Below are 24,406 nucleotides of genomic sequence, written 5' to 3'. Positions count from 1 at the left end.
AATGCTCGATCAAACTTTGATCCGAGCTTTTTCAAATATCGGGCATCGGTCCGGTGGTCGCAACTTTGCGGGTTTTACCCCATCAGCGTCGGCATTGCAGTATTTGGTTGAGCCGCGGGATGCCGTGCAGTTGGACTTGCACGCGGGTGACCTGCTGCAGATTGCGCCGGGCTCAGCGGATGACGGCCTCGCCCTCATCGTATTTGATCAAACCGGTCTTCGATGCGAAACGGCGTTGGGTCTGTCGGGGCTGACGCCACTGGAAATGCCGGAATTTCAAAATGGTCCGCTTTTGGGTTGGATCGCTTCGCATGGCGGGGATGCCGACAATCCGTTGGACGCGGTCCGTATCACCAACCTGTCCGAACCGCTGGTGTTGAAGGTCATGGCACGATGTACCGTCTGGATGATCCATCCCGCCAGCAGCACAAAGGTGATCCGGGGTGAGGCGTCGGGCGCGATCTCCGTTTTGCATAAACGGGGTAGTGATGCCCCATTGCTTCCGCCGCCTTTGGGAGAGATCCGGGACGAGTTCACAGTTTCCCGCGCGACGGCTCGCGCCTATGAGGTCAAGCAAGGCGAATTTTTCCAAATCATCGATGTTGAAGGGCAACAATGCTCTGACTTCCAGGCGTTCCGAACCGATCAACTGGATCGCGGGGTCGAGGCGATGATCGATGGCACGGTGACGCGCAGCATGGTGCGCCGCGCCTATCCCTGGCCCGGAGTGTTCGATAAATTCTATGATGCCGCGATGTCACCGATGCTGCGGCTGGTCCAGGATACCTGCGGGCGCCACGACACGTTTGGCTTGGCCTGTACGGCGCGGGGATACGAGGATCGCGGATTTCCCGGTCATGTGAATTGTTCCGACAACATCTCTGCCGCGGTGCGGGATAGCGGAGTTGCCCCGCGTGCGGCATGGCCTGCGATCAACTTTTTCTGGAACACCTGGATCGATGCCCACCAGCACATCCTGACCGAAGAATCGCATTCGCGCCCCGGTGACTATGTGACGATGGAAGCGTTGGATGATCTGGTCTGCGTCAGTACCGCCTGCCCGGATGACATCGATCCGATCAACGGGTGGAACCCAACGGATGTGCATGTGCGCATCTACCGTCCCGAAACACGGATCACCCGCGCGGTCGCCTACCGCAGCAACGAGGATGCCCCGATGCAAATCAGCCAGGAATCTGCATTCCATGAACGGCTGGCCCCGCTGACCGACCAATTCGCACCGGCCCGTGACTTGTGGTTGCCTATCTCCTTTCCCTCCCTGGGCACGATTGGCGAATATTGGGCTTGTCGGGAGGCCGCCACGTTGCAGGACATGAGCGGTTTGCGAAAGTTCGACATTGCGGGCCCCGATGCAGAGCGGCTGTTGCAACTGGCCATGACCCGCAACATTGCCAAGCTCGCGGTCTGGCGCGGCACATACAGCCTGATCTGCGACGAAAGCGGAGAGGTGATCGACGACGGAACGCTCTTTCGCCTAGCGCCGCATCTGTTTCGCTGGTGTTGCGGCTCGGAGGAAAGTGGACGCTGGCTTGATACCTTGGCCCGGCGGGAGGGGTTACAGGTTCGGATCCGCGACATGCAGGGCGCCTTGCCCAACCTTGCGCTGCAGGGGCCGAAATCGCGCGACATCCTGCGCCAGATCGTCTTCACCCAGCCTGATGTACCCGCCTTGGATCAGGTCAAATGGTTCGGGGCGACCGTCGCACGGTTACATGACCGCGACGGCGCGCCCTTCCTGCTGACCCGCAGCGGCTATACCGGCGAATTGGGGTATGAAGTCTTTTGCGCCAAGGAGCATGCGCTGACCCTTTGGGATGCGCTGATGGAGGCGGGCTCCGAACACGGCCTGGTGCCCATGGGCTCAGCCGCGTTGGACACCATTCGGATCGAGGCTGGTTTGGCCGCAGCCGGCGCAGAGTTTACGGCAGGTGTCGATGCGTTCGAGGCTGGTTTGGGATTTGCAGTCGACCTGAAGAAAGCGGATTTCGTCGGACGGGAGGCATTGCTGCGCAATGCGGCTGCACCGCGCAGGCAGCTGTGTGGCCTGCTGTTTGATTGTGATGACGTGCCCGCCCATGGCGCACCGGTCTATTGCGGCGAACGCCAAGTCGGGGTGGTCACCTCGGCCACACGCTCCCCCTTGTTGGAGCGCACGATTGCGATGGCACGGCTGAGCGTTGAACATGCGACCCCCGAGGCAAAGCTGGAGGTTGGACAGTTGGATGGCCGGATGAAACGCTTATCGGTCACCGTGGCCGGGGTGCAATTTGTCGATCCCAAACGTGAAAAGGCCCGTGCATGAGCGTTGTCGAGCTTGAACATGTTTGGAAGGTCTTTGGCAATCGATCCGCCGAAGCGATGGCCGCGATTGAGGCTGAAGGCATTGGCAAGGCCGAGGTCTTGCGACGGTTCGAGGCTGTGGTGGGCGTCAAAGACGCATCCTTTGCCGTCGAAGAAGGGGAGATTTTTTGCCTGATGGGCCTGTCGGGTTCTGGCAAATCGACCCTCGTTCGCCACATCAACCGTTTGATCGAACCCACATCGGGCACCATTCGGATCCTGGGCGAAGATATCGGAGCGATGAAGACGGAGGCGCTGCGCGTCTTGCGGGCTGACAAGATCGGCATGGTGTTTCAGAACATGGCCTTGCTGCCGCATCGATCGGTTCGGGACAATATCGGCTTTGCGTTGGAACTGCGGGGGGTCGATGGCTACACCCGGGCCCAACTTGCCGACAACGCCTTGGAGACCGTGTCGCTCCATGGCTATGGTGACCGGCTGCCATCGGAATTGTCGGGCGGCATGCAACAGCGGGTCGGGTTGGCGCGGGCGTTGGCAGCAGATCCTGAAATCTTGTTGATGGATGAACCGTTTTCGGCGCTGGACCCTCTGATCCGGCGCAACCTGCAGGATGAATTTCTGGGGCTGAGCCAGAACCTGAAAAAGACGACGATCTTTATCACCCATGATCTGGATGAAGCGATCCGCATGGGCGACCGCATCGGCATCATGAAGGACGGGGAAATTGTGCAGATCGGTACGGCAGAGGATATCGCGACTGCGCCTGCCGATGACTATGTGGCAGATTTCGTGGCCGGGATCTCTCGGCTGAAATTGGTCTCGGCGGCCAAGATCATGATGGCCACTGACCAGTTCACCGCCCGCAACGGGGCCATCGACCCCGCTGCCCAACATCCCGTCGCCAGCCCCCATGACGATCTGGATACCCTGGTGGGGCTGAGCACGGGTACGGATCTGCCCGTTTTGATCAAGGATAGTGATACGCTTGTGGGTATCGTTACCAAGGATACCCTGCTGCGCGGCCTTCAAGGCGGAGCAGACGCATGAGCGGCGCGGAAACCCGGGATATCGATGAACGCGATGTGTCGGTCGATACGTTTGTAGAACGCAATGTCGGCTACTTTGCCCCCATTTTTGAACGGATCCAGCGAGGCAAGCTGCCGCTATGGCATCTGAATATCTGGGCGGTTCTGGTGCCATGGGGCTGGGCCGCGGCCCGGGGCGCGTGGCTGTTGTTCTGGGTCTCGCTGGCGATTGACCTCGTGGCGTTGGTTTGCTTGATGCAGGTCGTCAAGTTCACGCCGTTGCTGGCACAGGCGCAGGCTGATGCCAGCGCCAATACAACGCTGATCGCGCGGTATTCCGGTTGGATCACCACCTATGGCTGGATCGGGTCGCTGCTTTTTGTCGGTGGGCGCCTCTGGATGGGCAGTACGGCCAACCGGTGGTATTTCAATCAGTATTCCCGGTGGCGGATCGACCAATCCGTGCCCCATGGCGTGGATGTGAAACGCGCCGTGTTAGGTGTGCTGGTCATCGCCCTGATTGCGCCGCTGACGATCTACCGCGCCACACAGCTGCGGCTGGATGAACGGGCCTGTTTCAACCAGATCCGTGCGGCCGAAGGTGTTGATGTTTTGCTGCCTCGGTACGGCGCTGAAAGCGTGCCTGCCCTGCTGACCGCGATGGACGCCAAGGTAGATCAGGCCAATGCCGGGCTGGCCAAGCTTGAGGCGTTAGACGCGTTGACGGATGACCAAAAATCCGAACGCTCCGCCTTGCGTAAGACTGTTCGTGACCTTGGGCGCAGCCGGGGCCTGGTGACCAATTACCAAAATATCAGCGCCCGTGACCGTTTTGATTGCTTTACCATCGATGACTTTCCAACACTGGCCCGGTTGGACCCGCCCGAAGACGTCACTTATCGCCGCGTGCCGGATCCCGATGCGGCGGGCGCAACCAAGGTCCTGCGCGAGGTCAAGGATCCTGTCGAAGGACGCAAGGTCACGATCTTTACCTATTCGGCCGAAAGCATCGATATCTCGATCAACTATCTACGGGCGCAATATGCCACCGCCTTTGACGCGATGACCAATGTCTTGCGGCAATCGCTGATCCGGGTTGAGGTTGCTTTCATGCAAACGCCCTGGCCGGTGGTCGCCTTCCTGTTCATCGCCCTCAGTTGGGCCTTTGCGGGCAATGGTACTACGGTCTTTGTCGCATCATCTCTGGCCTTCTTGGCGCTGTTTGAACTGTGGCAGATCGCGATGCAGACCATGGCGCTGGTCGTGGTGTCCACGGCAGTCTGCGTTCTGATCGGGTTGCCCATCGGGATCTGGATGGCCAAGAACAAGTTGTTCAGGTGGATCACCGAACCGGTGCTGGACGTGATGCAGACCATCCCATCGCTCAGCTATCTGGTCCCAGCGGTGGCGTTTTTCGGCATCTCGCAACCGCCCGCCGTCTTGGCGACGGTGATCTTTGCCATGCCACCCATGATTAAGCTGACCGCCCTGGGTATTCTGCAAGTGCCTGAAACCACCAAGGAGGCAGCCTTGGCCTTTGGCGCCTCCAACCGGCAGCTTTTGCGCAAAGTCGAATTGCCCATGGCCATCCCGTCGATCATGGCGGGGCTCAACCAGACGATCATGTTGGCCCTGTCAATGGCCACAATCTCGGCCTTCATCGGGGCAGAGGGGCTGGGGGCCATCGTGACCTCGGCGCTTGGTGATGCACAGGCGGGCAAGGGGTTGCTGGCGGGGATCGCCATTGCGTTGGTCGCCATGATGATCGACCGCATTCTGAAAGGGATCCGAAACGCGTTCAGCCGGATTTGACACACGATACCAAATCAATAACAGGGAGAATGCATCATGCATGTTTGGAAATCTGCGGTCGCTGCCACCGCATTGGCTGCCGCCGCCACCGGTGGATACGCCCAGGAAAAGATCACGCTGTCGGATCTAAGCTGGAACGGTGCGCAAGCCATCGGTCATGTCCTGAGCGCCATCATCGAAGGCGAAATGGGCGGCGATGCCGAGATCGTGTCGGGTATGAACCAGGCCGCCGTCATTATGGCGGGCATGGACAAGGGTGACGGATCCATCGACATCTATACCGATCTATGGATGCCCAACCAGCAAGCCTTGTGGGACGAATACATCGACGGCAACCAGACCGTCGCGACCAACCAGCCCTACCAGGGCACCTCCAACATCTACGTGCCCAGCTACATGGCGGACAAAGTCAGTTCGATCGAGGATCTGAAAAACCCCGAAATTGCTGCGATGTTCGATACTGATGGCAATGGCAAGGGCGAATACTGGGCAGGTGATGTCACCTGGGCCTCGACCAAGCGTTGGCAGATCAAGTTCAAATCCTACGGGTTGGATGGCCTATGGGAGCCAAACATCGTTTCGGCCGACACGTTCAAGGCTGGCCTTGAGGCCGCCTACACGGCCGGCAAACCCCAGCTGTTCTACTACTGGACGCCCGAGGCCATCCACGTGAAATACGACCTCACTGCCTTGGACGAACCTGAGCGTTTCGACGGTTGTGAAGACGTGAACCTGGATGCCGAAGATTGGCTGGAAGTTTCGGAATTTGAATGCGTGATCGCGGCCAATGAGATCTTCGTGGCCTATTCCAAGTCGCTTGAAAACCGGAATCCGGCCGTTGCTGCGATGCTGTCAAACGTTCAGTTTACCGGTGATGAGATCAATGGCTGGATCGTCGAGATGTTCGAAAACAAGCGTGACCCGCGTGAGGTTGCCGAAGAATGGATCGCCGATAACAAGGAAATCGTGACGGCCTGGATCGACGGCTGATCCATGACGAAGCTGGGGCTGCGCGGGGTGTACCGCGCGGCCCTCTTTATGTCTGATCAGGCGGCAACCAGCGGTACCTCGAGAATGCGCCGTGCCTCCTGCCAGGTCGCCACGGGGCGTTCGTATTTCTCGCACAGTTCCGATGCGCGCCTGACGAGGGCTGAATTCGAGGGGGCGAGCGTGTCCCGGTCCAGCCGTATGTTATCCTCCAGACCTGTCCGGGTATGGCCGCCTTCGGCGATGGACCATTCGTTCACCGTCAACTGGTACCGCCCGATACCAGCGGCACACCACTGGGCATCCGGCGCAAGCCGTCGCACCGTTTTGACGTAGTAATCGAACACATCGCGGTCCACTGGCATCGCGTTTTTCACCCCCATGACGAACTGCACGTAAAGGCGGCCGGGGATGCGCCCGTCCCGGTTCATGGCGGCGGCCTGGTGGATATGGCTCAGGTCAAAGGCCTCGATCTCGGGCTTCACGGCGTGAGTCCGCATCTCGGCGGCCAACCAATCCACCAGATCCGGCGGGTTCTCATAGACCCGGGTGGGAAAGTTGTTCGACCCGACCGACAGTGACGCCATGTCGGGGCGCAATGGCAGCATCCCCCCGCGAGCCTTTCCGGAGCCGGACCTGCCGCCGGTGGAAAACTGCACGATCATACCGGGGCAATGCTGCTCAATCCCTTCTTTCAAACGCGCAAAACGCTCCGGGTCAGAGCTGGGCGTTTGATCATCGTTGCGGACATGGCAATGGGCGATGCTTGCCCCGGCCTCAAACGCGGCATGGGTGCTCTCGACCTGCTCGGACACGGTGATGGGAACCGCCGGATTATCCTCTTTCGTCGGGACGGAGCCGGTGATTGCCACGCAGATGATGCAAGGTGTTTGGGTCATGTCAGATCTCCGGGGGCCCCGATCCCGTCAGTCGACCGACACGATGATGGGCGGAACCTCGATACAGTTCGGGGCCGGTGTTGTTTCGGCATCGATCATTTCAAACAGGATCTCAACCATCCGGTCCACATTTTGCCGAACCATGACGATATCCGGGGCGGCGAATGTGGCGAACTGATCCCAGTCAAAACATCCAAACACCATGTCAGAGGACGGATGCAGATTGGATTTCCGCAGCCATCGGATCACCCCCTCCAAAGAGATGGTGGAGTTCACAAAAAGTGCGGCAGGCGGATCCCGCCCATCGCCAAACCGTTCGGTCAGCACGGCCTCGGCCTTTTCCGCGGCATAGCCGCAAGTCAGGATTTGGGTGTCCGAGACGACGCGCCCGCCGTGTTGGTACGCTTCCATGAAGCCCCGCAACCGTTCTCGTGTATTGTGGTCGGCCGGTCGTCCGCCGACAAACAGAATTTCCGCCTCGGACCGCGGATCATGCGCTGTCAGTCGGTTCAGCAGCTCTGTCGTCATTTCATATGCGCCCCGGAAATTGTCCGAGATCACGGAGGCGGCCTGCCGTCCCGGCAAATCCAGGTTCAGTGTCGGCACGCCGCGCCGCGCGCAGATCTCGGCGATGCCGTCCGGGTCCGTTGCACCGGTGCAGATCACCCGCTCCACCTGATAGTCCAGCATCTGGCGCACGGTGGCCTTTTCCAGATCGGCATCCCGCGCCGTGCACGAAATCATGGGGAATAGGCCGCGCGCACGGGCCTCCCTTTCAAAAAGCTGCGCGATGGAGCTGAAATAGCGGTTGTCATAAAGCGGGACGATCATGCTGATGATGCGTGAGCGTTCCCGCCTCAGCCCGCGCGCCTGCATGTTGGGGGTATAACCCATCTCGTCAGCGACCCGCTGTATCTCGGTCGCGCGGGCCTGGCTGATCCGCCGCTTTTCCCATGTGCCATTCAGTACCGCGCCCACCGTGCTGGCCGATGTCGCAGCCCGGGCGGCGATATCATAGATGGTCACGTTTTTCTCGCCGAAATCCTGCGGCACGCGAATGATCCCTTGGTCGAAGCGTGATTTAACCTCTTGACTCTTAGAGCGCACAATCGATAGTGCAATCTTGCGCAATCGATTGTGCAAATAAAAATACAAGAATTTCAATCTGGGAGGATGTCATGACGTTGAAGAACAAACTCGTCTCTACCGTGTCGCTTGCGGTGGTCGCGATCGGTATCGCCGCTTCGGCCGCAGCCGAGACCAAGATGGGCATTGTCGTGAAAATCGGTGGGATCCCATGGTTCAATGCCATGGAGGAAGGGATCAAGGAGCGTGCCGCCGAACTCGGCGTCAGTGCTGAAATGATCGGGCCCACTTCCGCCGATCCGGCCCTGCAGGTGCGCGCGATTGAGGATCTGATTGCCAAAGGCGTCGATGTCATTGGGGTTGTGCCCAATGACGAAGCTGCCCTGGAGCCGGTTTTGAAAAAGGCAATGGATGCCGGGATCAAGGTCTTGGCCCACGAAGGCCCCGGCCTGACCAATGTGGATTGGAACTTTGAACTGGCCTCCGCCGATGGCTTTGGCGAAGCCCATGCCGAATTGCTGTGTGAAAAGGCGGAAAAGCCCGGCAGTTATGCGGTTTATGTGGGTTCCCTCACCGTGCCGTTGCACAATGCCTGGGCCGACGCTGCCATTGCCTGGATGGGCGATAACTGCACCGACCTGAAACTGGTGGGCGACCGGTACGGGGTGGCCGAAAGCGTCGATGACAGCCGCTCGACGGCGCTGGATGTCATGGCCGCCAATGACGATCTGCGCGGTTTTCTGGCCTTTGGCAGCCAAGGGCCCATTGGTGCCGGGCGCGCGATTGAGGAACGTCGCTTAGGCGGCAAGGTCCATGTGATGGGGCCATTCTCGCCGGGGCAGGGGCGGCAGTTGCTCAAGGATGATATCATCTCGGGAGGCTTCATGTGGAACCCGGCAGAGGCCGGTCGCGTCTTTGTCAGTCTGGGCCAGATGCTGGTCGACGGGGCAGAGATTACCGATGGGACCGAGATCCCGGGCCTGGGTGTCGTTTCCCCCGATGCAGACAGCCGCAACATCATCACCGACAACCTGCTGTCGATCAACAAGACGACCGTGGACGAACTGGCCGAAAAGGGCCTGTGACTCCGCCGTCCTCGCGTAACCAAGGCTCGCGCAGACCGCGCGGGCCTTCTGGTAAGGCATGTCGATGACCGAAAAGCTGGCCCTCAAACTGACCGCTGTATCCAAGACCTTTGGCGGGGTCCGTGCGTTGAAAGGTGTGGATTTCGCCGTTCGGGCCGGAGAGGTCCATTGCCTGGCAGGCGAAAATGGGTGCGGGAAAAGTACGCTCATCAAGATCGTCACGGGTGTCTACACGCCCGATCCCGGCGCCCGGGTCGAGATCTTTGGCCAATCCGGCGACGGCATGACCCCCGCTGCTGGACGCGCCTTGGGTGTTGCGGTGATTTGGCAGGACCTGGCCTTGTTTCCCCACATGTCGGTGGCCGAAAATATGGCGTTTGACGACATGGTCGGTGCCCGTCCCCGCCTTGTCCAGCGGCGCAAGGATAAAATCCGCGCCCGCGCTGTGCTGAACCGCCTCGGCGTCACCCTGGATCTTGACGCGCCACTGAACACGCTGCCCATTGCCAAACGCCAGATCGTGGCTATTGCCCGCGCGCTGATGGGGGAGGCGCGGTTGGTCTTCATGGATGAACCCACAGCCTCCCTTACCCAGTCTGAGACCGACGCCTTGCTGGATGTTGTCCGCACCCTCTCTGCCGAGGGTGTTGCGGTCGTCTTTGTCAGCCACCGCCTGGCTGAGGTGCTGGATATCGCCGAGCGCGTCACCGTAGTACGTGACGGCACCCTTGTCGGCGTTTACCCCACCGATGGTATGACCCAGGCCCGGCTGGGTGAGTTGATGACCGGCACCTCTCACCAACAACAGGTTACGGCCCAAGATAAATCCGCCGCGCCACCGGTCCTGGAAACCCGCAACCTGACCCGCCATGGTGAATTCACTGACATCTCCCTCACCGTCCGCAAGGGGGAGGTTGTGGGCCTTACCGGGCTGATCGGCGCAGGTCGCACCGAACTGGCCCATGCCATGATCGGCATGACCCAACCTGATGGCGGTGAGATCCTGCTGGACAGTGCGTCCCTCCGCCCCCGCTCTATCCGTGACGCGATCCGCGCTGGCATCGCCTATGTGTCTGAGGATCGGCTGTCCCTCGGGCTGATCCAGCCCCAATCCATCGCCGATAATACTGTGATGTCGGTGCTCGACCGTTTGCTGAACGCCGCGGGCCTCATCAAGGCCCCCAGCAAGCAACACCTCGTAGATCACTGGATCAAGGAATTCGCGGTCAAGATCGGCACGCCGGATGACCCCGTCTCGACCCTTTCGGGGGGCAACCAACAGCGCGTCGTCCTGGCCAAATGGCTGGCCACCGAACCGCGCCTCTTGATCCTCGACAGCCCCACCGTTGGCGTCGATGTCGGCGCCCGGGCGGGCATCTTCCGCATCGTGCGGGACCTGGCGGATCAGGGCCTGGCGATCCTTCTGATTTCAGACGAGGTGACCGAGGTTATGCATAACGCCGACCGTATCCTGCACATCGCGGATGGCCGCATCATCGGCGAACATGACCCCCGGCACACCGACGTGCCAGCGCTTGAGGCCCGCATCTATGCTTAGGATGCTCAAGGCCAACCCGGTCGAAATCCGGCTCTTTGCCGTTCTGGTCGCCATCACCATCGGCCTGTCCCTGGCGACCGACACATTCCTGACCCTCGGCAATATCACGTCGTTGTTGAACAACAACGCGGTCAACTTGATCTGGGCCGTGGGCCTGCTGGTCGTTCTGATCGCGGGCGGGATTGACATTTCCTTTGCCGTCGCCGCGTCCGTCGTGCAGTACCTTACGGCGCAGGTCTTTGCCGAACTGGGTGGCAACTGGACCCTTGGCCTCATCGTCGCGGGCACCCTCGGCATTGGTTTGGGCCTGATCAACGCGGCGCTGATCCACGGGTTCCGCGTCATTTCCATCGTGATCACCATCGCCACGTTCAATGTCTTCTTTGGTCTGCTGATGTTCTTAACCCGGGGCCGCAACATCTATGACCTGCCCGACTGGTGGCGCGCCCGGATCTTTATTTTTGAATACCAATCCGCCAGCGGCACCTGGTCGGAACTGAACCTGGCCTTTGCCGTCATGGTCGCCTGCGTCATCGCCACCGCGCTCCTGATCAGCTTCACCTCCACCGGGCGGCAGCTCTATGCGTTCGGCGACAACCCCGAAGGTGCGCGCCGGGCCGGGGTCAACGTCGCGCTCATGCATGCCATCGCCTATGGCTGGATGGGGATGATGGCCGGAATTGGCGGGCTGATGCAGGTCAACATCGCCAAGGAGGTCGTGCCCAACGCCCTTTACGGCCGGGAGCTTGAGGTTCTCGCCGCCGTCGTTCTGGGCGGGGCGCGCCTCGGCGGTGGGCGCGGCACGGTTATCGGTTGCATCCTCGGCGTCATGTTCGTCGCAATCACTCAGAACGGGCTCAACCTGCTGGGCGTCTCCCCCTTCGCGTTCCAGATGATCATTGGCGCCACGATCCTCGTCGCCATCTCCACCTCCAACCTAAAGCTGGACCTGCGCAGCCTGCGCCAGCGCCGGTTGCCCGAACCGGAAAAGCGCAATGCTTGAACGCCTGAAATCAGCCCTCGGCCCCGAAACCCCGCCGCTGGCCGGGTTCCTGGTGGTGGTCATCGTGGCCTTTGCCGCGCTCACGCCCACATTCCTGACCCAGGCCAATCTCAGTTCCATGGCGTTTCAGATGCCGGTGCTCGGCTTGCTGACTCTCGCCATGCTGGTGCCCATCCTGTCGGGCGGGCTGAACCTGGCCATCATCTACACCGCCAATATCTCGGGTCTGGCCCTCGCCTGGACGCTGATCCAGTTCGGCGGGCCAGAGGCCGGGATGGGCGCCTTTATCCTTGGCAGTGGCTTTGCCCTGCTGGTTGGAGCGGCATCTGGCGCGCTCATGGGCCTTGTCATCGCCTATATCGGTGCGCATCCCATCCTGGTCTCGCTCGCCATGATGATCTTTTTGCGGGGTTTGGGCGAGTTTTTGACCCGTGGCGGCGATATCTCTGGCTTTCCACCGTTCATGAACACCTTGGGCCACGGGTTGATCCTTGGCATCCCTGTCCCGATGATCCTTTTCCTTTTGGCCGCGCTCGCCTGGCACACCATGCTGAAACGCACGCCCCACGGGTTTTCGGTTTACATGATCGGCTCCAACATCCGCGCGGCTGAGTATTCCGGCCTTCACACCAAACGGACCCTCACGCTGATCTATACGATTTCCGGCCTGATCTGTGCCGTGGCGGGCATCGTCATGGCGGCCCGGTTCAACTCTGTCCGCGTGGGCCACGGAGAGGCGCTTTTGCTGGTCACGGTCCTCGCCTGTTTTCTGGGCGGCGTTGATCCGTTTGGTGGCTTTGGCCGGGTCCTGCCGGTCGTGCTGGCGCTTATGATCCTGCAGGCCCTGTCCTCGGGCCTCAACCTGATCGGCGCCAATCAACATCTCTCGACCGCCGTCTGGGGCCTGTTCCTGATCGCGGTCATGGCCTTGCGGTTCCTCGGCACCCGCTGGCGCACACGGCGAAAAAGGAGCACCTGATGGAAGGGTTCGGCGTTCATACAAGCATGTGGACCATGCATTGGGACCGCGACGGTGCTGCCCGCACAATCCCCGCTGCCGCCAGCTATGGCATGGATTTCATCGAAATCGCACTGTTGAACACCGCCACCGTCGATGCGGCCCATACCCGCGCGCTGTTGGAACAGCACGATATGCGCGCCGTTTGCTCCCTCGGCCTGCCGCAGGAAAGCTGGGCCTCGGTCAACCCCGACGGCGCCATCGGCCACCTGAAAGACGCGCTGGATAAAACTGCCGAGATGGGGGCCGAAGCGCTGTCCGGCGTGACCTATGGGGGCATTGGCGAACGCACCGGCGTTTCTCCGACTGACGCGGAATATGACAATATCGCCCGCGCGCTGGAGGCTGCTGCCAAACATGCCAAGGCCCGCGGCCTCGCCTTCGGGATCGAGCCCGTCAATCGCTACGAAAATCACCTGCTGAACACCGGCTGGCAGGCCAAATGGCTGATCGAGAAGGTGGGCGCCGATAACATTTTCATCCATCTCGACACCTACCACATGAATATCGAAGAAAAGGGTGCCGCCAATGGTATCCTCGATGCCCGCGACCATCTCCGCTATATTCACTTGTCCGAAAGCGACCGGGGCACGCCCGGCGAAGGCACCTGCGACTGGGATGAGATCTATGCCACCCTCGCCGCTATCGGTTTCAAGGGTGGTCTCGCCATGGAAAGCTTCATCAACATGCCGCCCGAGGTCGCCTATGGCCTCGCCATCTGGCGCCCCGTCGCCCCGTCATTCGAGGCGGTCATGGACAAGGGCCTGCCCTTCCTGCGCAACAAGGCGCAGCAATATCGGCTGATCTGACCCATAGCACCTTTGGTCATCGGGATCGATGTGGGCACGGGCAGTGCCCGCGCCGGGGTGTTCGACGGCGAGGGCGCGTGCCTGGGCACCGCCGCCCATGCCATCCAATTGTTCCAGGAGTCCGGTGGTGTCGCCGAGCAATCCAGCCGCGATATCTGGCAGGCCGTCTGCCAGGCGGTCCACGACGCGATGGCCGCCGCCGATGCGACGCCCGACCGGATCGCGGGCCTTGGCTTCGACGCCACCTGTTCCCTCGTCGTGGTAGGGCTAGGCGGTTCCGTCAGTCAAACCGGCGACTCCGACCACGATATCATCGTCTGGATGGACCATCGCGCCACGGCCGAGGCGGCTGAAATTAACGCAAACGCCCATGACGTGCTGCGCTATGTCGGCGGGACGATTTCGCCCGAGATGCAAACGCCCAAGCTCCTCTGGCTCAAACGCCATCTGCCGGGCACCTACATCCAGGCGGACCATTTCATGGACCTGTCTGATTGGTTGACCTGGCGCGCCACGGGCCAGACCACCCGTTCTGTCTGCACCGTCGCCTGCAAATGGACCTACCTGGCCCATGACACCCGCTGGGATGCCGACTATTTCCGCCAGATCGGCCTCGGTGATCTGGCCGATGATGCCTTCGCCCGCATCGGCACCGACATTGCTCCACCGGGGGAGGCTCTGGCCAGCGGATTGACCGCTCAAGCTGCCGCCGAGCTTGGCCTAACTGCCGGAACGCCTGTCGCCGTCAGCCTGATCGACGCCCATGCCGGTGGCGTTGGCTCCCTGGGGGCCGCGGGCGTAGGCAGGATCGAAAGCCGCATGGCCTATGTCTTTGGCACCTCTGCCTGCACCATGAGTTCCAGTGCCGCGCCGGTCTTTGTGGATGGCGTCTGGGGCCCCTATTTTAACGCCATGGTCCCGGGTCTTTGGCTGAACGAAGGGGGGCAATCCGCCGCCGGGGCCACCTTGGACCACCTGATCCAGATGCACCCGGCCCGCAACGCCGCGCTAGAGCACGCGAACAAGGCGGGTCTTCCGCTCCCCACCTACCTGACCCAACTGGCGCAACAGCCCCCCAACTGGATCGCCGCGACCCAAGGCATCACCGTCGTGCCCGATTTCAATGGCAACCGCGCCCCCTTCGCCGATCCGCATGCCCGCGGCCTGGTCGCCGGACTGCGCCTCGATACCAGCGTCGAAAGCCTCGCCGCTCTGTTTGTGGCGGGCATCGCCGGCATCGCCTGCGGCCTCCGTCAGATCCTGGAGGCGCAAGCCGCCCAAGGCCTGACGACCCAAGCCATCGTCATCTCGGGCGGCGCGGGCGAAAACCCTCTGGCGCGCCAGATTATCGCCGATACCACCGGCCTCCCCGTCCTGATCCCCGTCTCGCAAAACCCTGTTCTGCTAGGCTCCGCGATGCTGGGCGCCCGGGCAGGGGGCCTGTTCCCACGCCTTACTGACGCGATGTCGGCCATGTCCGCGATCCAGGCCACGGTCGCACCGAACGACCAAATGACGGATGCCGCCACCAACCGATACCGGCACTATTGCGCCCTCCAATCCGCTGCCCGCACAGGCGCCTGACCAAAAGACTTGACGCAAGGTCACGACTCGAAATATTTTGCACAGACTGCAAAAAATTTCGAATAAGGGCGCACCGAACGTGCCACGTACTGCCGAAGATGACGGAAACAGCCTGGTCGCCCGCGCGGCATGGCTCCACTTCTGTGGTGGGCTAACCCAGACCGAGGTCGCCAAGCGCCTCTCCGTCCCCTCCACCAAGGCGCACCGCCTGATCGCCCAAGCCACCCGCGACGGTATGGTCCAGGTCTTTGTCGAGGCGGAGGTGACGGAATGCACCCAGCTTGAAAACCAACTGCTGGACAAATGGGGTCTGACCTTCTGCCAGGTCGCCCCCGATTTGGATGAGCCCGGCCTGCCGCTCCGCAGCCTTGGCATGGCGGGCGCAGGCTACCTGCGCATGATGCTGGAAAACCGCGATGTGGCCTGCATTGGCATCGGCCATGGCCGCACCCTGGCCGCCGCTGTCAAGGATCTGCCCCGCCTGAAAAACGCCAAAGGCATGGTCGTTTCGCTGCTGGGGGGCCTGACCCGCAAATTCGCTGCCAACCCGTTCGATGTGATCCACCGCATCGCCGAAAAGACCGGGTTGGAGGCCTATATGCTGCCTGTCCCCCTTTATGCCAGCCGTCCAGCAGATCGCGATGTGCTGATGGCCCAGATCGGTGTGGGGGAGGTCTTTGAGCTGGGCCGCACTGCCGAATTGCTGGTTGCGGGTATCGGCGGTGTGGGTGAACTGGCCCATCTGCGAGAGACCTCAACCGTAACCCCCGATGAGATGGCCGAACTTGAGGCCAATGGCGCAGTTGGCGAAATCCTTGGCCATTACCTGAATGCAGATGGCGCGCCGGTGATCTCCAGCCTCTCCGGTCGCGTCATGTCCTCGCCCATCGATACGCTGCAGGGCAGCAATGTCGTCGCTATTGCCGGTGGCACGCAAAAAATCAACGCAATCCGCGCCGTTCTCAAAAGCGGCATCCTGAAAGGACTGATTACCGACGAGGTGACGGCGCAACACCTCGTTTGATGCGATCCTGCGGCAAAGACAGGGCCATCCGATCAAGGCGCCAAAACACGGGAGGAAGAGAATGTACGAAAAGGAAAAGGGCCTGGTCGAGGCCTATCGCCGTGGCGGCATGAACCGCCGCACCCTGGTCAAATCCCTCGGCGCGCTGGGCATGTCGGCCTCCACCGCCGCGATCCTGGTCAATGCATCCGCGACCAAGGCGCTGGCCGCAGATTTCGATTGGAAACAGCATTCCGGCAAATCGGTCAAACTGCTCCTGAACCAGCATCCCTATACCGATGCGATGATCGCCAACCTTGATAACTTCAAGGAATTGACGGGGATGGAGGTCACCTATGACGTCTTCCCCGAAGATGTCTATTTCGACAAGGTGACGGCCGCCTTGTCCTCCGGATCCTCCGAATACGACGCCTTCATGACCGGCGCCTATATGACCTGGACCTATGGTCCCGCGGGCTGGGTTGAGGATCTGAACGAATGGATCACCGATGCCAGCAAGACCAATCCCAGCTACAACTGGGAGGATATGATCGAAGGTGTCCGCAAATCCTGCGCCTGGAACGGTCAACCCGGTGGCGCGCTGGGATCCGACGATGCCAAGCAATGGTGCATCCCCTGGGGGTATGAGCAGAATAACCTCGCCTATAACACCGCCATGATGGAAAAGGCTGGCATCGACGTTCCCACCAATCTGGACGAACTGATCGAAGCCGCGGCCAAGGCGCAGGCGGGCAATGACGGGATCTACGGCATCGGTGTGCGCGGGTCGCGCAGTTGGGCCACGATCCATCCGGGCTTCTTGTCGGGCTATGCCAACTTTGGCGAGGTTGATCTGACCATGTCCGACGATGGTAAGCTCGCCGCCGCCATGAACAGCGCGGGATCCAAGGATTTCCACGCCAAATGGGTCAAGATGATCCAGGATAGCGGCGCACCCGATTGGTCGACCCATACCTGGTACCAGGTCGGCACCGATCTTGGCGCAGGCAAGTCGGCGATGATCTATGACGCCGATATCCTGGGCTACTTCATGAATGGCGGTGACAATGCCATGGCCGGACAGTTGGCCTACGCGCCCTTTGCCGCCAATCCCGATGCGTCGGCACCAACGCCCAATATCTGGATCTGGTCCCTGGCGATGTCCAAATTCTCACGGGACAAGGACGCTGCCTGGCACTTCCTGCAATGGGCTTCCGGTCCGGAACATGGCCTGTTCGGCGCGACGCAGATGGACTTTGTGAACCCGGTGCGGGAATCGGTCTGGGCCGATGCGGGCTTCCGGGACCGCCTGTCCTCCACCTACCCGGGCTATGTCGATATGCATGACGTGTCGGCCCCCGGCGCGTCGATCAAGTTCACCGCACAACCGCTCTTCTTTGATCTGACGACCGAATGGGCCGCCAGTATGCAAAAGATGGTGGCCGGTGAAGTGCCCGTCGATGAAGGGCTCGACCAACTCGCCGACAGCGTGAACAGCCAGTTGAAAGAGGCGGGCCTCGGCTAGGTCTGCTCCGGGGCGGCGCATGTCGGCGCCGTCCCATCTGCCTCCACCCCGCCCATCCGGGAGTTCACGAATGACGGCCGCCACCGACCCGCCGGGACAACGCCGCAAGGGCGTTACCATCTCGCGCAAGCTCTTGCCCTATCTGCTCAGCATGCCCGCCTTGCTGGTCTGTATCGGCATTCTTATCCCGTTTTTCACCGCCGTCTGGTATTCGCTTCAACACTACCGCCTGTCCCAGCCCTGGAACCGCGGCATGAACTGGGGCGAGAACTACCTGAATTTCCTGACTGATGCCGACTTTTGGAACACGCTGCAGATCAGCCTGCTCTATGCTGGGCTGACGGTCGTCCTGGAACTGATCCTCGGCCTCGGCATCGCGCTTTTGCTCCAAAAACGCACCCGGATGAACAACCTGATCTCTATCATGCTGCTCATGCCGCTAATGACCGCCCCCGCGCTTGCGGCGCTCATGTTCAAGCTGATGACCAACTCGAATTTCGGCATCCTGAACTACTTCGCGCAAGTGCTGGGGTTCGAAAACATGCGTTGGGCCTCCTCCCCCGACACGGCCCTACTGACGGTGATCCTGGTGGATATCTGGGTCTACACGCCGTTCATCATGATCCTTCTCCTGGCCGGGCTCCGTTCCCTGCCGACCCAACCGTTTGAGGCTGCCGCCCTTGATGGCGTGCCCCGGATCCAGCAATTCTGGCGCATCACCTTGCCGATGCTCATGCCCTATGTCCTGACCGCCGCCCTGTTCCGCCTGCTCGACTCGATCCAGCAGTTCGACATCATCTATGCGATGACCCAGGGCGGCCCCGGCGACAACCTGATGGTCTTCCAGGTGGAGGCGTATCTGAACTTCTTCCAATCCACCAATGTGGGCCGCTCCGCGGCACTGCTGATCATCCTCTGGGCGATCACCTTTGTCCTGTCGAACATCTTCATCAAAAACTGGCTGCGTCTGCGCGAACGCACCCGGCCCGAGGGGTAAGCCATGGAACATACCTCACCGCTCGAACGCATCCTGCGCGGCATTGCCCTCACCGCGGTTGTCGTCTTTTTCATGTTCCCGATCCTCTGGATCGTGCTGATGAGCTTGCAGACCAACGAGACCATCCTGCGCTCGCCCCCGTCCATGGTGTTCGAGCCGACCCTGTCGAACTACCAGGCCATCATCTCCGGCCAGCTGACCGGCAACACCGCCACGCTAGAGATCAAGTTCATGGGGAACCTGCTGAACTCCATCATCCTCAGCGTCGGCTCCGTCGCATTGGCCCTGCTGCTGGGGGTGCCCGCCGCCTATGCCTTTGCCCGGCACAAATTCCGCGGGTCCGAGGATATCGCCTTCACACTCCTTTCCTTCCGCTTCGCGCCGCCGCTTCTGGTGCTGCTGCCCCTGACGATCATCTTCCAGCAGATTGGCCTGGCCGACACGTATATCGGCCTCATCTGGGTCTATCAGCTGATCTGCCTGCCCCTGATCCTGTGGATCGTGCGCGGCTATTTCGAAGATATCAGCCCAGACGTCGAACATGCCTACCGGATCGCGGGCCATTCCTGGTTCGCCACCTTCCGCCACATCGCGCTGCCGCTTGCGCGGCCCGGCATCGCGGCGGCGGGCCTTCTGGCTTTCATCTTTGCGTGGAACAACTTCATCTTCGCGCTTGTCCTCGCCTCCGCCGATAAACAGCCGGTAACCGTAGGCGCGCTGGCCTTCATCACCGCCTCGGGCATCCAATACGGCCAGATCGCGGCTGCCATCGTACTGTCGATCGCACCGACCCTGGCACTGGCACTCTACGCCCAACGGTACCTCGTCGAAGGGCTCTCCCTCGGCGCGGTGAAAGGATAATACCATGGGTGGCCTCACGATCACCAACCTCACCAAACGCTTCAAGGATACGGTCGTCCTTGATGACCTGTCGCTGGAGATCGAGGAAGGCCAGACCCTCGTCCTCTTCGGCCCCTCGGGCGCGGGCAAGACGGTGCTCCTACGCTGCATCGCCGGTGCCGTGGAGCCGGAGGTGGGTACCATCCAGATCGGTGGCACCGACATGACGGATGTGCCCCCCGAACAGCGCGGCGTCGGCATGGCGTTTCAGAACTTCGCGCTCTTCCCCCACATGTCGGCCTTCGACAACATCGCCAGCCCCCTGACCGCAAAACGCGCCACCCGGGATACGATCAACGATGGGGTGCAGGCCGTCGCCCGCCTCCTGAAAATTGACCACGTCCTGGGCCACGCGCCCAAGGAGCTGTCGAACGGTCAGAAACAGCGCACTGCCCTAGCCCGTGCGCTCGCCGCGCAACCCAAGCTCCTGCTGCTCGACGACCCGCTCCGCAATGTTGATGCCAAGCTGCGGTTCGAGATGCGGCTGGAACTTCCCCGCCTCCTGGCAGAACAGGGCGCAACGGTGGTTTACGTCACCCAGGATTATAAGGAGGCCATGGCCCTGGGGGACAAGATCGCCGTCCTCGTCGATGGCAAGATCACCCAGGTCGGCACGCCCGAACAGGTCTATCTCCGCCCCGCCGATCTGCGCATCGCCGAACAGTTCGGCGACCCCACGATCAACCTGCTGGATGTCACACCCGAACAGGACGATCTGGGCATGCATATCCGCTTGTCGGAAAAACGCGTGCCCCTGCCTCCGGGCTATGACGGCACCCAGGGCCAGTCCTGCGTGATCGGCATCCGGCCCGAGGCGATCCGCTTTACCGAAGGTCCCAACAGTATCGAAGTCACGATCGAGGCCGAAACCCCCTTCAACGAAAAGACCATCACGCTCTGCACCACCTTCAATGGGCGCGAGATCCTGATCTCCCGCCCTGCCGGGACCGATGCACCCGATGAGGGCAAGGCGCGTATCGATATCGACGCTACAAATGCCGTCCTCTTTGACCGGTCCACCGGCCTGCGCATCGCGCCCCAGGATACGGCCACCAGCCGGAGTGCCGCCGCATGACAGCGATGCTCAATCTCCAAGGGGTCAACAAGATTTACAACCCCAACAGCCGCCACCCCGTCCATGCGGTGATCGACCTTGATCTGGCCGTCCAACCGGGGGAAATCGTGGCGCTTTTGGGCTCTTCGGGCTGCGGGAAAACCTCGACCCTTCGCATGGTCGCGGGTTTTGAGCAGGTCTCGTCCGGCAGTATCTCCCTTGCCGGACGAGACATTCACACCTTCGCCCCGGCCCGGCGCAACGTGGCCATGGCGTTCGAAGGGTATTCGCTTTATCCGCCGCTCACCGTGCGCGAAAACATCGCCTTTGCCATGAAATCCGAAAAGATGGCCACCGCCGATGTCACCGCCCGCGTCGATGAAATCGCCCAACTGCTGGATATCGAAGACATCCTGGATCGCTACCCGACCTCGCTTTCGGGTGGTCAGGCGCAACGGGCCGGGCTGGGCCGCGCGCTGGTCCGCAAGGCTGACCTTTATCTGCTGGACGAACCCATGGGTCAGTTGGAACCCCAGCTTCGTGCGCATCTTCGAGGCCGGATCAAACACTTCATCAAAGAGCGCGGATTGACGGCCATCCTCGTGACCCATGACCAGACAGAGGCCAACGCCCTGGCTGACCGCATCGCCGTCATGGAAGGCGGCGTTCTGCAGCAATTCGACACGCCCGCGCAACTCAAAGACGCCCCCGCCAATCTCTTCACCGGCACGTTTATCGGGGAGCCCCCGATGAACATCTTCGCCGCCCAGGCAAAATCAGAAAACGGCCAACTGGTCTTTGCCTTGGATCAGGGGGTGGACCTTAGCTACGACCCCACCGCTTTCCCCGATGCTCTGCAGCAGGCGATCCTGGGCCTGGGCACCGTGACCCTCGGGGTGCGCCCCCATGCGGTGCAGGTCCGCGACCACGGGGCCAAAGCGCAGGTCTATGCCGCCCAATGGCTCGGCGACCAGACCCATATCGCGGCCCATTTCGCCGGTGGCTCGGTCGTCTCGGTCCACCATGACCGCGTGAGCCGTGCCAAGGGCGAAGAGATCGGGATCGTCATCGCCCCCCAAGATCTTCATGTCTTTGACACGGCCAGCGGCAATGCTGTCAGCCACGGAGGCACGCTGGCATGAGCGACCTGGTGCTGATCGGTCTGGATGCGGGCACTTCGGTGATCAAGGCCGTGGCGTTCGACCTTTCCGGCACCCAGATCGGCATCGCAAGCCGCCGCAACATCTATGATACGTTGCCAAATGGCGGGGCCGAACAGGATATGGCGCGCACCTGGGCCGATGCCGCCGCTGTCCTCTCGGAACTCGCCCAAACAGTGCCAGACCTCGCCACCCGCGCCGTGGCGCTGGGCGTGACCGGGCAGGGGGACGGGACCTGGCTGATCGACGGCGATCATAAACCGCTCCACAAAGGGTGGCTCTGGCTCGATGCCCGCGCGGCGGATCACGCCCAGGCCCTGATCGACGGGCCAGGTCACGCCGCCATCTATGACGGCACCGCCACCAGCATCAATGTCTGCCAGATGCGCAGCCAGCTTCAATGGATCAAGGCGCATGCGCCCGATCTGCTGGCCCAAACCGCCGCCGCGCTCCATTGCAAGGATTGGCTGTACCTGCAACTCACCGGCGAAACCGTCGCCGACCTGAGCGAGGCGCTCTTTACCTTCGGCGACTACCGGACGCGCACCTATTCCGATACTGTGATCAATGCCCTCGGCCTCACCGATCACCGCCATATCCTACCGCCCATTATCGATGGCGCCACCACATCCCACGCCCTCACGGCGCGGGCCGCGCAGCAAACCGGCCTGCCTGTGGGCCTCCCCGTCAGCCTCGGCTCCGTCGATCTGATGTGCGCTGCCCTGGCCGCTGGCCTCTATGACCCCGCTGTCGAGCCCGGCCTTACCATTCTGGGCTCCACAGGCGTCCATGCCCGCTTTGCCAAGGATGCCGCCGCCGTGCGCCTCAACGCAGATCGCTCGGGCTACACCATGCCCTTTCCGGGGGCGGCCTTTGCACAACTACAAACCAACATGGCCGCGACGCTCAACATCGACTGGATGCTGGGCCTCGCCACCCAGATCCTCGCCAGCCAGGGCACCGACCGCAGCCCCGCCGACCTGCTCCAGGGACTCGATGACCACGTCATGGCGGCCCGCCCCGGTGCCGCGATCTACCACCCGTACATCCAGCAGGCGGGCGAACGCGGCCCCTTCGTCAATGCCCAGGCCCGCGCCAGCCTCACCGGCCTGGACCAAACCACCGGCTGGTTCGACCTGATGCGCGCGGTTTACGATGGCCTCGCCCTGGCCGCCCGCGATTGCTACACCGCCATGGGCCCGATCCCGGCAGAGATCCGCATCACCGGCGGTGCCGCCCGCTCCACCGCCCTCCGCACGATCCTCGCCTCCGCCCTCGACCGGCCCGTCCGGACCGTCGCGCAGGACGAGGCCGGGGCCGCCGGGGCCGCCATGATCGCCGCGACGGCCCAAGGGATCTTCCCGGATATCGACGCCGCCGCCCAGGCCTGGGTCGCGCCGCTCCTGCAAGATCCCACCCCGCCCGACCCCGGCCTCACCCAAACCTACGACCGCCTCTTTGACGCCTATCTCACAACCCGCCACGCCCTGCCGCCCGTCTGGCAGGCCCAGGCCGACACGCGCAAGGCCCTGCAATGACCACCGATATCGCGATCATCGGCGACAATTTCATGCGCTCGGATTTCTTCGAACAGGCCATCGCCCAGGCCTGCGGCGACCGAACGACCTGCCGCCCCCTTGACCTCGGTTGGCCTGATGAACCGGTCATCCAGGGCTTTGACGGGACCGGCCTGCCGGGCATCTACGAATACCAGGGCGATCCCGACCAGATGCTGGCCCATATCGGCACCGCGCCTGTCCTCGTGACCCATAACGCGCCTGTCACCGCCGACATGTTGGACCAACTGCCCGATCTGCGCCTGATCGCCGTCTCCCGCGGCGGCCCGGTCAACATTGACCGCCAGGCCGCAAAATCCCGCAATGTCACCGTCGTCAATGCGCCGGGCCGCAATGCCTCCGCCGTGGCTGAATTCACCATCGGCGCCATGATCGCCGAATTGCGCAATATCGCCCGCGGGCACGAGGCGATGCGCAACGGCACCTACCGCACCGACCTTTACCGCGCCGATGTCGTGGGGGACGAGATCTGCGATATGACCATCGGCGTCATCGGCTATGGCCAGATTGGCACCCGGGTCGTGCGCCTGTTGCGCGCCTTTGGCTGCCGGATCCTGGTCAGCGACCCTTACGTCCAACTCACGCCCGAGGATCGCGCCGCCGGGGTCGAACTGGTCTCCCAGGAAACGCTCCTGGCCCAGGCCGACCTCGTCACGCTCCACCCCCGCGTGACCAAGGAAACCACAGGCCTGATGAATGCCAAAACCTTCGCCCAGATGAAACCGGGGGCGATCATCGTCAACACCGCCCGTGGCCCGCTGATGAACTATGATGACCTGCTAGATGCCCTGCGCTCAGGCCACCTGCGCGGCGCCATGCTCGAAACCTTTGCGCTGGAACCCGTCCCGGCGGACAGCCCGCTCCTGCAATTGCCCAATGTCACGCTGACACCGCATATCGCGGGCGCCTCCCTGCGCACAGTCCGCGTCGCCGCCGCCAAGGCCGCCGAAGAAATCCGCCGCTGGCTCGACAATGAACCGCCCCTCAACCCGTGCTGAGGAC

20 protein-coding genes are annotated in these 24,406 nt (G+C 61.9%); 18 read left to right on the top strand and 2 right to left on the bottom strand.

Going from position 1 to position 24,406, the window contains the following annotated elements; genetic code table 11:
• Position 1: 1 nt before the first annotated feature.
• From IU397_RS17765 to IU397_RS17750, 4 genes are read left to right on the top strand one after another with little or no spacing between them, the layout of a single operon-like run.
• Complete coding sequence (locus tag IU397_RS17765; protein ID WP_204416350.1) at positions 2-2,323, top strand: DUF1989 domain-containing protein; 2,322 nt, start codon at positions 2-4, stop codon at positions 2,321-2,323.
• The gene (locus IU397_RS17760; RefSeq protein WP_204416348.1) at positions 2,320-3,369 is read left to right on the top strand and encodes a glycine betaine/L-proline ABC transporter ATP-binding protein; all 1,050 of its coding nucleotides are present in this window, start codon (positions 2,320-2,322) and stop codon (positions 3,367-3,369) included. Before IU397_RS17765 ends, IU397_RS17760 begins: the two co-directional genes overlap by 4 nt.
• On the top strand, positions 3,366-5,159 hold the full coding sequence (locus IU397_RS17755; RefSeq protein WP_204416346.1) for a proline/glycine betaine ABC transporter permease: 1,794 nt from the start codon (positions 3,366-3,368) through the stop codon (positions 5,157-5,159). Before IU397_RS17760 ends, IU397_RS17755 begins: the two co-directional genes overlap by 4 nt.
• 36 nt (positions 5,160-5,195) lie before the next feature.
• Entirely contained in the window at positions 5,196-6,149 is a 954-nt protein-coding gene (locus IU397_RS17750) for a glycine betaine ABC transporter substrate-binding protein (RefSeq protein ID WP_204416345.1), read from the top strand.
• A 56-nt stretch (positions 6,150-6,205) separates the two neighbouring features.
• On the opposite strand, the gene IU397_RS17745 is transcribed toward IU397_RS17750, so the two are convergent.
• On the bottom strand, positions 6,206-7,045 hold the full coding sequence (locus IU397_RS17745; protein WP_204416343.1) for a 3-keto-5-aminohexanoate cleavage protein: 840 nt from the start codon (positions 7,043-7,045) through the stop codon (positions 6,206-6,208).
• Between the two features lie 27 nt (positions 7,046-7,072).
• Complete coding sequence (locus IU397_RS17740) at positions 7,073-8,098, bottom strand: substrate-binding domain-containing protein (protein ID WP_370541720.1); 1,026 nt, start codon at positions 8,096-8,098, stop codon at positions 7,073-7,075.
• A 125-nt stretch (positions 8,099-8,223) separates the two neighbouring features.
• On the opposite strand from IU397_RS17740, the gene IU397_RS17735 reads away from it, so the two are divergent.
• From IU397_RS17735 to IU397_RS17670, 14 genes are all read left to right on the top strand, one after another.
• On the top strand, positions 8,224-9,216 hold the full coding sequence (locus IU397_RS17735; protein ID WP_204416341.1) for a substrate-binding domain-containing protein: 993 nt from the start codon (positions 8,224-8,226) through the stop codon (positions 9,214-9,216).
• 64 nt (positions 9,217-9,280) lie between these two features.
• On the top strand, positions 9,281-10,774 hold the full coding sequence (locus IU397_RS17730) for a sugar ABC transporter ATP-binding protein (RefSeq protein WP_204416339.1): 1,494 nt from the start codon (positions 9,281-9,283) through the stop codon (positions 10,772-10,774).
• Positions 10,767-11,777, top strand: a complete 1,011-nt coding sequence (locus IU397_RS17725) for an ABC transporter permease (RefSeq protein ID WP_204416338.1) — start codon at positions 10,767-10,769, stop codon at positions 11,775-11,777. Before IU397_RS17730 ends, IU397_RS17725 begins: the two co-directional genes overlap by 8 nt.
• Positions 11,770-12,756 (top strand): ABC transporter permease, encoded by a 987-nt coding sequence (locus IU397_RS17720; RefSeq protein ID WP_204416336.1) that lies wholly within the window; start codon positions 11,770-11,772, stop codon positions 12,754-12,756. Before IU397_RS17725 ends, IU397_RS17720 begins: the two co-directional genes overlap by 8 nt.
• On the top strand, positions 12,756-13,604 hold the full coding sequence (locus IU397_RS17715) for a sugar phosphate isomerase/epimerase (protein ID WP_204416334.1): 849 nt from the start codon (positions 12,756-12,758) through the stop codon (positions 13,602-13,604). Before IU397_RS17720 ends, IU397_RS17715 begins: the two co-directional genes overlap by 1 nt.
• 3 nt (positions 13,605-13,607) lie before the next feature.
• Positions 13,608-15,188 (top strand): FGGY-family carbohydrate kinase, encoded by a 1,581-nt coding sequence (locus IU397_RS17710; RefSeq protein ID WP_204416381.1) that lies wholly within the window; start codon positions 13,608-13,610, stop codon positions 15,186-15,188.
• A 79-nt stretch (positions 15,189-15,267) separates the two neighbouring features.
• Positions 15,268-16,212 (top strand): sugar-binding transcriptional regulator, encoded by a 945-nt coding sequence (locus IU397_RS17705; protein WP_204416332.1) that lies wholly within the window; start codon positions 15,268-15,270, stop codon positions 16,210-16,212.
• 61 nt (positions 16,213-16,273) lie between these two features.
• Positions 16,274-17,716, top strand: coding sequence for an extracellular solute-binding protein (locus IU397_RS17700; RefSeq protein ID WP_204416330.1), 1,443 nt, complete (start codon positions 16,274-16,276; stop codon positions 17,714-17,716).
• A 70-nt stretch (positions 17,717-17,786) separates the two neighbouring features.
• A complete protein-coding gene (locus IU397_RS17695; protein ID WP_204416328.1) occupies positions 17,787-18,713 on the top strand; it encodes a carbohydrate ABC transporter permease in 927 nt (308 codons plus the stop codon).
• Positions 18,714-18,716: 3 nt separating this feature from the next.
• Entirely contained in the window at positions 18,717-19,574 is an 858-nt protein-coding gene (locus IU397_RS17690) for a carbohydrate ABC transporter permease (protein ID WP_204416326.1), read from the top strand.
• Positions 19,575-19,578: 4 nt separating this feature from the next.
• Positions 19,579-20,688, top strand: a complete 1,110-nt coding sequence (locus IU397_RS17685) for an ABC transporter ATP-binding protein (RefSeq protein ID WP_204416324.1) — start codon at positions 19,579-19,581, stop codon at positions 20,686-20,688.
• Positions 20,685-21,809, top strand: a complete 1,125-nt coding sequence (locus tag IU397_RS17680) for an ABC transporter ATP-binding protein (protein ID WP_204416322.1) — start codon at positions 20,685-20,687, stop codon at positions 21,807-21,809. Before IU397_RS17685 ends, IU397_RS17680 begins: the two co-directional genes overlap by 4 nt.
• On the top strand, positions 21,806-23,365 hold the full coding sequence (locus IU397_RS17675) for an FGGY-family carbohydrate kinase (RefSeq protein WP_204416320.1): 1,560 nt from the start codon (positions 21,806-21,808) through the stop codon (positions 23,363-23,365). The genes IU397_RS17680 and IU397_RS17675 overlap by 4 nt, the downstream gene beginning before the upstream one ends.
• Positions 23,362-24,402 carry a 2-hydroxyacid dehydrogenase gene (locus IU397_RS17670; protein WP_204416318.1) on the top strand — a complete coding sequence of 347 codons (1,041 nt, stop codon included), beginning with the start codon at positions 23,362-23,364 and terminating at the stop codon, positions 24,400-24,402. Before IU397_RS17675 ends, IU397_RS17670 begins: the two co-directional genes overlap by 4 nt.
• Positions 24,403-24,406 lie beyond the last annotated feature (4 nt).

The sequence above is a fragment of the Actibacterium sp. 188UL27-1 genome (genome assembly GCF_016901225.1).
Classification (GTDB): domain Bacteria; phylum Pseudomonadota; class Alphaproteobacteria; order Rhodobacterales; family Rhodobacteraceae; genus 188UL27-1.
This window is presented reverse-complemented; position numbering and strand designations above follow the sequence as displayed.